Origin of the sequence: Scytonema sp. PCC 10023, from assembly GCF_963920835.1 — a bacterium.
GTDB lineage: Bacteria > Cyanobacteriota > Cyanobacteriia > Cyanobacteriales > Nostocaceae > Kalymmatonema.
Map to the genome: position 1 here is coordinate 49,068 of NZ_CAWUDP010000068.1, position 9,309 is coordinate 58,376.

Annotated in this window: 9 protein-coding genes; 6 read left to right on the forward strand and 3 right to left on the reverse strand. The window is 42.8% G+C overall.

Annotation, left to right across the window (positions count from 1 at the left end; translation table 11 throughout):
• The first annotated feature begins 339 nt into the window (after window positions 1-339).
• Genes ACM0OZ_RS32570 through ACM0OZ_RS32580 form a run of 3 tightly spaced genes read left to right on the forward strand, consistent with a single transcriptional unit; the run spans window position 340 to window position 2,887 of the window.
• Window positions 340-1,626, forward strand: a complete 1,287-nt coding sequence (locus tag ACM0OZ_RS32570; RefSeq protein ID WP_414586972.1) for a hypothetical protein — start codon at window positions 340-342, stop codon at window positions 1,624-1,626.
• Window positions 1,627-1,675: 49 nt separating this feature from the next.
• A complete protein-coding gene (locus tag ACM0OZ_RS32575) occupies window positions 1,676-1,825 on the forward strand; it encodes a hypothetical protein (protein ID WP_414586973.1) in 150 nt (49 codons plus the stop codon).
• A gap of 12 nt (window positions 1,826-1,837) precedes the next feature.
• Window positions 1,838-2,887 (forward strand): hypothetical protein, encoded by a 1,050-nt coding sequence (locus tag ACM0OZ_RS32580; protein ID WP_414586974.1) that lies wholly within the window; start codon window positions 1,838-1,840, stop codon window positions 2,885-2,887.
• 95 nt (window positions 2,888-2,982) lie between these two features.
• Here the strand turns inward: ACM0OZ_RS32580 and ACM0OZ_RS32585 are convergent, their stop codons facing one another.
• Entirely contained in the window at window positions 2,983-3,144 is a 162-nt protein-coding gene (locus ACM0OZ_RS32585; protein ID WP_414586983.1) for a DUF4351 domain-containing protein, read from the reverse strand.
• Between the two features lie 84 nt (window positions 3,145-3,228).
• On the opposite strand from ACM0OZ_RS32585, the gene ACM0OZ_RS32590 reads away from it, so the two are divergent.
• The 3 genes from ACM0OZ_RS32590 to ACM0OZ_RS32600 all read left to right on the forward strand — a co-directional run bounded on the left by ACM0OZ_RS32590 (window position 3,229) and on the right by ACM0OZ_RS32600 (window position 5,771).
• Window positions 3,229-3,447: a hypothetical protein gene (locus tag ACM0OZ_RS32590; RefSeq protein ID WP_414586975.1), complete on the forward strand. Its 219-nt coding sequence runs from the start codon at window positions 3,229-3,231 to the stop codon at window positions 3,445-3,447.
• A gap of 913 nt (window positions 3,448-4,360) precedes the next feature.
• Entirely contained in the window at window positions 4,361-4,759 is a 399-nt protein-coding gene (locus ACM0OZ_RS32595) for a hypothetical protein (RefSeq protein WP_414586976.1), read from the forward strand.
• 64 nt (window positions 4,760-4,823) lie between these two features.
• Window positions 4,824-5,771, forward strand: coding sequence for a tyrosinase family protein (locus ACM0OZ_RS32600; RefSeq protein WP_414586977.1), 948 nt, complete (start codon window positions 4,824-4,826; stop codon window positions 5,769-5,771).
• Between the two features lie 25 nt (window positions 5,772-5,796).
• Here the strand turns inward: ACM0OZ_RS32600 and recG are convergent, their stop codons facing one another.
• Window positions 5,797-8,295 (reverse strand): ATP-dependent DNA helicase RecG, encoded by a 2,499-nt coding sequence (recG, locus tag ACM0OZ_RS32605; RefSeq protein ID WP_414586978.1) that lies wholly within the window; start codon window positions 8,293-8,295, stop codon window positions 5,797-5,799.
• Window positions 8,296-8,530: 235 nt separating this feature from the next.
• The coding region (locus ACM0OZ_RS32610; protein WP_414586979.1) for a primosomal protein at window positions 8,531-9,309 on the reverse strand (779 nt) is incomplete at its 5' end.

The window sequence follows — 9,309 nt, forward strand, 5'->3', positions numbered from 1 at the left end:
TTTTCATTCACCAGCATCATAGAGATGACACTGTGAATGACTACAACAGGATAATGCATCTATAACTACTCTTTGGGATTCAACTATTCCGGAATTTTGTGTGTTATTGCTGGAGCAATATCTATATCGCTTTAGCCTTTACAACACGGTGCCTGTTATGTTTAAACGGGTTATGGAAAAAGCTATTTAGGTGCTTGTTGCTTTTTAAGGAAAAGCAACAAGTCCCTTATTTGATAACTTCCACAAGACTATCTGCTCAATTTCTCTAAAATAATGGCGGGTAGGTCGTCAGGATCTGTTATGGAAAGCAAAGCCATGTCCAAAAAAGTGGTAACTACAATGACTCAGGAACATATCGATCTTAGATGTCTCAAAGGTCGCACTGCATTTTTGATCATCCACGGGATCGGCGAACAAAACCCTTTTGAAACTGTGGATTATTCTGTCCAAAATTTTATTAAATATTTTGAAGAGCAGAATTTACCAGTGCTAGCAGAACACTTAGTTGCTAAGCGAAGACGAGCAAATGGCTATATTTGGACAGAAAGTTTTGTTCGCTTCACCTCAAAAGACCCTGAACAAGACTGGTTAATTGATATTCATGAATATTACTGGGCAAATCAGACATCAGACCAAATCGGTATGTCGGAGGTTTTGCAGTGGACAGAGCAGACACTCACTGGCACAATTAATTTTTATAACACGGAGGAAAATAAACCTCTATTAAATGACATTTTGGAAAATCAGGATGCTAACAAGGTTTTTAAATTTCGCCTACGTTGGCTGACAATATTCCTGCGTCTGTTCCATATTATCTACCCAGTTTTGCGGCTCTTACTTTGGCTCATTCTATTTTTATTACATCCATTTCTCAGTGGTCGTTTTCTGCAATCAGCTTGGACACTCAGCAAAACACTAGTGACTCCGCCATTGGTTAATTTAGTTGGTGATGTGGCTGTATACACCACAACCGATGTAAAATCTCCTTACGAAAGGATTAGAGAGCAGATACTCACAGAATCATTAACATTATTGAAAGCACTTTTGAGGGATCAACAAGGTAATTACGACCAAGTCATTATGGCTGGACATTCTCTCGGTAGTTGTATTGCTTATGACACCTTAAATCTTCTCTGTATTGAGGCTAGTCTCTCTAAAAACAAGGGTCAAAATTTGTTCTTAGATAAGATTAAGGGGCTAATTACCTTTGGTTCACCATTAGATAAAATTGCCTTTTTCTGTAAAGAGAAAGCACAGAAGCAACAGTACATTCGAGCCTCAATTTTAGAACACCTGAATTCCTTCCGTGTCAAACCGCAAGTTGCTCGCCAAAATCTATACTTCACTAAAAGTCCAGTGCATTGCCAACTCGATCATGTTCAGTGGGTCAATTACTATCATTTGCAAGACCCGATTAGCGGTCACTTAGATTACTACGAAAACGTAGATAATGTTCTTATGAAATACGATACGCGTTGGGGAATTGAAGGGCATATGGGATACTGGACAGATCCAAATTTTTATGAAGACATTGCCAAGCGGTTCCTGTATGCTGCAAGTAAGCATGGTGTCAATCAGGAGTTGGGGCAACATATTGAATTGCAGCAAGGGTTAATTGACGCTTGATATGCACTTTCTCTATGAGTTTTCCAACCTCAAATACTCAATGTAAGCCATGTTTCAGCGTTGCTCTCCTCGGTTCGCGATCGCCTGTCAGTATACATCTGAAGACAGGGTTTGTGTGAAGATAGAACAGAGGAGACTCGCTCGATTGGTAAACTACCCATTGGCACTAGACTTGTGTTATTACCAGCAAGCCATTTAGGAGGGAGCAGTCATGGGCAAGTACGACAAGATTTTTAGCTCAGGTAAGACATCAAAAGAATCACTGAGTCCAGAAGAAGCAGTAGCGGCGATCGCAGTTGTCACTGCTGCTGCTGATTCTTCATTAGAAGAAGTCGATGCAGAATTTTTAGCCGATACCCTCTGGGGACTCGAGGTTTTTGAAGAATACTCAGATGACGAGTTGTTAGAAATAGTTGATAAAGTTATAGCCATTGCAGAGGAAGATGGAATTGGAGCGCTATATAACACTGCAAACAATGTCCTGACAGAAGACTTACTGCTTGATGCTTATGCTGCGGGGGTAAGTGTACTTGTAGACGAAGATGAAGTGCGTATACCCAAAGACAAAACGACTTTGCTTAAAAAGCTCCAAGAAGCTTTGGGAATTGATGATGAAGAAGCTAAAGAAATTGTAGACGAGGTGATCGCCGCCTTTGAAGAGGTAGAAGATGAATTCGCCTTAGACGAGGATGATACAGTACTTCAGGAAGGCTCAAGCCCAAATGTATATGAGTCACCCTCCGGTAATTTTACAGTTCTCATTCCTGTGGACGTTCAGCAAGGTGGTAGGGTTCAAACTCAAGAAGGGTTAGTTAACTTTTCTGATGACTATGGCACTTTGTTGAGAATCGATTATTCCCCTATCTCCTCTAAACAGGTAGAGGAAATAGATTCTGTGGGACAGCAAGAATATCTGCGTTCACTTCTCCTTAACAAGTATGTGCCTCAAACAATTGTTGCTAATTTGCCAGATGCTCAGATAAAACATACCGAATATCTGGAAGACGCATTGGAGGGGGCTTACTTTGTGTTAGTTGATATGCCCGAAGGTTCCAAAATTTCCAAAACAGGAAATAACGGTACTGCTACTAAATTGAATGCGTATCGAGGGCTTCTGTCATTTATCTATGGCGACTTTTTGTATGTCGTCAGCCACCAGCGCAGCTTTTTTGATGGAGAAACACCAGGTTCTATTGAAGAAGAAGCGGAGGGAATCAAGGATAATTTGCTAAATTTCGTTGATACCATTGACTTTACTTAGGGTTACCGAACTTTTCTCAGTTTTTACTACAGGGGTAGATGCATGGTGGTTTGTAATCAGACACAGTGCCTATTCTACCCCTGTTATTTATTCAGCTAAGCAATTAAATCTTGTACATTAGAAAAATCCAACAACGCTTCAGCTAAATCTTCTAATTGAGCAAGCGATAGTTGGCGAATGCGTTCTTGTAACTCAGGTTCAACTGTACCAATTCGTCGATTGAATTGGCGCATAATGACTGCCAATTCTCCTTCCAGTCTTCCTTGTAACTGCCAACTAGTTCTGCCTCAACGCCTACTAGTACAGCGAAGCTGAACTAGTTTCAGTAGACCGAAAAATGAATGCGATTCGATGATTGTGCTGCGCTCCCCGCGATCGCGCAAAAGAAGAAAGTAAAAATCAGACTTTTGTTGGATTATATGTGCCAGTCGCCCCCAACGGTCGCCAAGCGCTTTCTGCACGCTCTGTACTTCTACTCTACCCACAGAAGCAATGCTTTTAAGGGTAAGTATTTAGGTTTCCGAGAAACAATTGAGAACCAACTGTCGAACGTATTTTAGGCATGAGCGCACTGGCAACAATATTTTTATGATAAAAAATTCACCAAGTCAATAGAACTAGAGTGTGATATTTGAAAATTTGATAAAGTTTAATTGAAACCGCTACATACGTAGTGAATCATGTTATCTTTTTTATGGTTCTGATGTTACAGGGTGTTAAAAACTATTAAGAAGGCAGAAGTACGAAGGCAGAAGGCAGAAGGCGTCCCCACGAATGAATTCGGGGGATTTAATAAAGTTGCTACGCGTTTATTTTTCTCCATAAATAAATTCAGGGGCTTTAAACCTTATGGCAGAGAACAGAGGACTTATTTTTGTATCAAAGCTTACCTTCTTTCCTTCTGCCCTCTGCCCTCTGCCCTCTGCCTTTCTTCGGTAAAAAACAATACAAAGCCGAGAACTCTTTTCTTTGAACAAAAAGGACTTTTAGGAATACTTAAAAGTTTTTACAACAATACAAACAAGTTTCATACGACTGAGTACTAGTATATTTAAGTACCACACAAATTTTTGACCAGAAAAAATAAACACCTTAAGATTCTCACGGGAGACTCACAACCTCCCCGCCCTTAGCCACCTAAAGCTGGTGGGCGTAATTGGTATCGAGTCGCTCATGCTCGTTTCGTAAAAATGCCTTTGGTAATCCTATAACCAATAAGGGGCAAAAGGCTCCTTAACAGAGATATTTCAACACAGAAATTAAGGTCAAGCTTTTAGTCTTTTGACCATAGGTAAGTGCTGAAAAGCAGTTTGGATTGATTTTAAACAATCCACTGTGAAAGTGCTGTGTCTAAAGGAATTTGACTAGACTCCGCTTAAGTACTTGCAGTTGAGAATTTTGTTTGCCTTGAAACAATGAAATTTTCAAGGAGTTGAATAACAAATTAGTGAGTTGTATTCAAGAGGAGAATTTATGTTTTCTGGTTTGTCTCGCCGTCAACTTTTAAAGCTAATCAGCCTTATGCTTGGTGGAACTGCAGTTGTAGGAAGTGCTCCATTTGTTGGCAATTTCTTTGCTACTAAAGCCCAAGCTCAAGAGACACCTGAGCAAGTATATAAAGGTAGGAAATATAGGATAGTGACCCTTCCAATACCTCGGACGGCTACAACTGATTCTACATTTGATACGTCTGAGCAGCTATTTCTTGATGAGCACAAAATTAATATTGTCCGAAATAAGGAAACACAGAAATATCTGACACCTCTTTTATTTGGTCAGTTTAACTCGCCCCATGAAATAGCGAGAAGGTTAATAGACCAGGGAATAAAGTTTCCTATTGGTGAGGTAAAGCTAGATCCTAATGTTGATTGAAAATTCTTGGCGTAAGCATTTAAGGAATTGAAGAAACTCGTAGCCCAAAAAATTGAGGTGGAAGATGAAGAATATTAGAAAAAATTTCAGGTATCTGAGTAGCACTGAAAAACAAAACTACATTTCGGCAGTCAAAGCAGTCAAAGCTAGTATTAGTCGTACTACTAATCGTAGTATCTACGATGAGTATGTGCTTTGGCATAGTTTAGCAACTGCACACGAAGACCCAAGCGATCCCAGGCATTTTCGTAATGCTGCTCACGTGGGTCCGGCGTTTCTTCCTTGGCATCGCTATTATCTTTACAGATTTGAACGGCAATTACAAAAAAGGGTGCCAGGTGTCACAATTCCTTACTGGGACTGGACGCAAGATTCTGACGATCCTTTCAATTCACCACTTTGGGATGATGACTTTATGGGAGGTAATGGTGACCCTCAAGATAATAACTTAGTTAAGACTGGTCCATTTGCAACCGATCAATGGATAACCGTTAATATCGATGGCAATCCTAAGGGAGGCTTACAACGCGAGTTTGGTAAATTCAGTAAAGGACTACCAACTCGAACAAATGTGCAGACTGCGATTGAGGAAACTCCTTACGATCAAGAACCATGGAACATAGATAGCAGTCCCAGCCATCGCAATCGGCTTGAAGGCTTCCTCCCTCCGGGCGGATCAATTAATCCAGACGGATCGCTTATTATTAATCCAGACGGAACATTCGCTGTTGAATTACACAACCAACCTCACACATGGATCGGGGGCGATATGTCAAATGTGAATGTTTCACCAAACGATCCCGTTTTTTGGCTCCATCATTGCAACGTAGATCGGCTCTGGGCAATATGGCAAGAAAAGAACCCAAGCCAAGGATATCTACCCACTGGCTCAGGACCAGAGGGGCACAATCTCTACGACCTAATGTACCCCTGGGATGGGAAAACTACCAAGCTAAAGGCTAGACCAGCAGATGTTCTAGATTGTAGAAACCTCGGCTATACCTATGCTTAGCTAAATATAAAGCGGTCATGGTCAATCATGTCAAAATCGCTCCACCCATCAACCGCTCATACCGATACTTCAACTCTTCTTTCATCAAATACCAACGCTCTATAGTTGGATCTATCTCTATCACTTTCTCAGCTGCCTGCCGTGCCAAAATTAACACTTCCTCATCTTCCACTAAACTCGCCAATGTAAAATCCGGCACACCTGATTGACGAGTCCCCAAGACTTGCCCAGGACCGCGAAAACGCATATCCATTTCCGAGATGAAAAAGCCATCCTGAGACTGTTCCAAAACCTTGAGCCTTTGCTGAGCATCGGGGCTTTTGGAACTACTCATCAACAAACAGTAGGACTTAGCGGCACCTCGACCAACACGCCCCCGCAGCTGATGCAATTGAGATAAGCCAAACCGCTCTGCATTTTCAATGAGCATTACTGTTGCATTCGGAACATCTACACCAACCTCCACAACAGTGGTAGAAACCAAAATTTGAGTTTTGTTATCCCGGAAATTGCTAATTGCTTCGTCCTTTTCGGCTGAACTCATGCGACCGTGAAGTAGTCCCACTTGAAACTCTGGAAAGATACTTTCTTGTAACTTTTTATGCTCTTCTACTGCCGATCGCACATCCAGTTTTTCTGATTCTTCTATCAACGGCAAAACGACATAAGCTTGCCGTCCTTGGGCAATTTCCCGGCGGATCAAGTCGTACGCATGAGTGCGTTGCTGACTGATAAGCGCGTTTGTCTGAATCTTTTGCCGTCCTGGTGGTAACTCATCTATTTGACTGACATCCAAATCCCCGTGTATTGTCAGCGCTAAAGTTCGGGGAATGGGAGTCGCTGTCATAGTTAATACATGGGGTTGCTCGCCTTTTTGCTGCAAACGCGCCCGTTGTTCTACCCCAAAGCGGTGCTGCTCATCAATAACGACTAAACCCAATCGCTGAAAGTTTACGGGGTCTTGAATTAAGGCATGAGTTCCCACCAAAAGCGGCAATTCACCCGTTTCTAACTGAGCATGAATTTGTCGCCTTTTTGCAATTTTTGTGGAACCCGTCAGTAATTCCACGGGTAAATGCAGCAGGTTAAACCAGCCAACTAACTTGCGATAATGCTGTTCTGCCAAAACTTCTGTGGGAGCCATCAGTGCTGCTTGATACCCACACTGAATTGCAGCAAGAATAGCAATCACGGCAACAACAGTTTTACCAGAACCGACATCACCTTGCACAAGACGGTTCATCGGTACAGGTTTTTGCAAGTCGTCGAGGATTTCGTTAAGGACTCTCGCTTGAGCATTTGTGAGTTGAAACGGCAGTATCTCGTAGAATTTTTTTACCAGTTCACCTTTTGGGACAAGAATGGCACTGGTTTGATTTTGCCGCGCATGATGCTGACGTTGGAGTAACCCAAGTTGCAGGTAGAAAAATTCATCGAAGACAAGGCGGCGACGGGCAGCTTGCAGGCGATCGCTGTCTGGGGGAAAATGGATACTATTAATTGCTTCCTTCAACTCCATCAAATTATACTTATCCCGCAAACCACTGGGTAATGGGTCTTTGAGATGCACAGTAGAAGGCAAAGCAGCAATGACTGCCTGTCGCACCAGATCCGCCCCAACTCCCTCTGTCAGGGCGTAAATCGGCACCACTCTACCGATAGTCAACGATTCAAGTGTATCTCCTGGATGTGCCAAAACTTCCAGTTCTGGATCTTCCAACGTCAAGCCGTATTTACTTTCTTTCACCAATCCGCACGCCGCCACAATACTACCTTCTGGATAGCGACGCTTTAAACTTTCCTGCCAACCACGACTGCTAAAGCGCGTACCAGCAAAAAAACGGCTGATTTTGAGCTGACCCGTTTTATCACGTAGCAGCACTTCTAAAATCGTTAATTTCTTGTTTTTGGGACTAGTAAAGCAGTTACAGCGCTTCACTGTTGCCACTATCGTCACCGTCTCCCCTGCCATCAACTCCTGAATACTTACCTGACGAGCATAGTCAATATGGTCACGGGGATAGTAGAAAAGTAAGTCACGTACGGTGTATAAACCAAGACGTGCTAAATTTGCAGCTTTTCTAACGCCTATTTCTGGCAAATCACTCAGCTTTTGGTCTAGGTTAGGCGCAAGTCTGCGACTCACCTCAGCGACAATTGGAGATTTTGGCAGTGAGAATGAGTAGGAAGATTTTGCTCCCTTATCTCCCTTATCTCCCTCATCTCCCTCTGCTTCCCCTCCCCCTTCAATCGCTTGCTGTAGTTGGTACAGATACCTACGACTCTCTGCTACCAAGTGTTGTCTGTCTTCCACTTCCAGATTTGGATAATTCGCAAATTCAGCCGCTAGTTCTTGCCATCGGCGACGTTCAATGGTGGGCAACCCTGTGGGGAATTTGCCAAAAGTCAGGGTAAGAAACTCACTGAAGCGGTATTGTTTACCCAGCAAGTCAGTAAAGCCTTGTTCTGCTTCTATTGCCAAGGCTTTCTGCAATCGTATCCAATCTGGTGTGTCAGTAGTCATTAGTCAGTAGTCATTAGTCATTAGTCATTAGTCATTAGTCATTCTTGAGAAGAACACAGAACGCAGAACACAGAACTCAGAATCACTTCACAAATCAATTCAGCCTGATTCCAAGAAGAATAAGTTTTGTTTTCTCCCACAGGTGTTACCCAATGGCATAAAACTCATACTGACTTCTGACTCCTGAATTCTGAGTTCTTTCTTAGTCATTTGACTTTGGACAAAGAACAAATGACTAATCATCAGACCAAATAGCACGCCATGCTGCTTCTGCTTGGGCAACTGAAAGTTCCCGCTGTTTTTTTTGATACTCCTGCCCTAGCCGATTGAGCTGAAGCAAGACACTGCGAATTTGCTTGCGATAAGACGAGAGTGTCACGTCAGCAAATTCAATTTCCCCAAGCCGCAGGTTGATAGCCATAATTTGTGTCAAGCCGGGGTCTTCTGACTGCTGCTCATTTTCAATTTCAATAACCAAGTTTAGTAGATTGGGTGGTCCTGGCATCACTTCGGCAGATGCTTCTGATGCCGCAGCCGCAGCTGCTTCTAAAATTGGTCCTGGTAATTTTTTGGGTATTATCCCTGCTTTCTGTATGAGAAGATTCGTCTCACGAGAAACTCTTTTGAGCTTTTCTTGTGTCGCTCTTTCTAAATTCTGTTGCCACTTTGCTAGTTCTATAGGGTTAGAGGTGTTTGGGCAAGAGGACAAGGAGGACAAAGAGGATAAGGAGAAGGAAGCACCGGGAGTGGGAAGAGTGGGAGGAATGGGAGAAGTTGGGGGATTAGGGGAAGTAGGAGGAATAGGTGGAATAGCGGGAGTCAGAGGATTGGGAGGAGTTACGGAAGTAGCGGGAGTCAGAGAAGTCGTGGAAGTAAGGAAAGTTGTAGGAGTTAGGGAAGTAGGGGAAGTAAGGGAAGTAGGGGAAGTCGTGGGACTAGAGGCAGATGTGTCCTCATCTTCCTCATCTTCCTCATCTTCCTCATCTTCCTCATCTTCCTCATCTTCCTCATCTT

Coding starts and splice junctions, on each gene's coding strand:
- ACM0OZ_RS32600 (WP_414586977.1), top strand. CDS start 4,824: ATGAAGAATATTAGAAAAAATTTCAGGTATCTGAGTAGCACTGAAAAA.
- ACM0OZ_RS32575 (WP_414586973.1), top strand. CDS start 1,676: ATGTTTCAGCGTTGCTCTCCTCGGTTCGCGATCGCCTGTCAGTATACA.
- ACM0OZ_RS32570 (WP_414586972.1), top strand. CDS start 340: ATGACTCAGGAACATATCGATCTTAGATGTCTCAAAGGTCGCACTGCA.
- ACM0OZ_RS32595 (WP_414586976.1), top strand. CDS start 4,361: ATGTTTTCTGGTTTGTCTCGCCGTCAACTTTTAAAGCTAATCAGCCTT.
- ACM0OZ_RS32580 (WP_414586974.1), top strand. CDS start 1,838: ATGGGCAAGTACGACAAGATTTTTAGCTCAGGTAAGACATCAAAAGAA.
- recG (WP_414586978.1), bottom strand. CDS start 8,295: ATGACTACTGACACACCAGATTGGATACGATTGCAGAAAGCCTTGGCA.
- ACM0OZ_RS32590 (WP_414586975.1), top strand. CDS start 3,229: ATGCGATTCGATGATTGTGCTGCGCTCCCCGCGATCGCGCAAAAGAAG.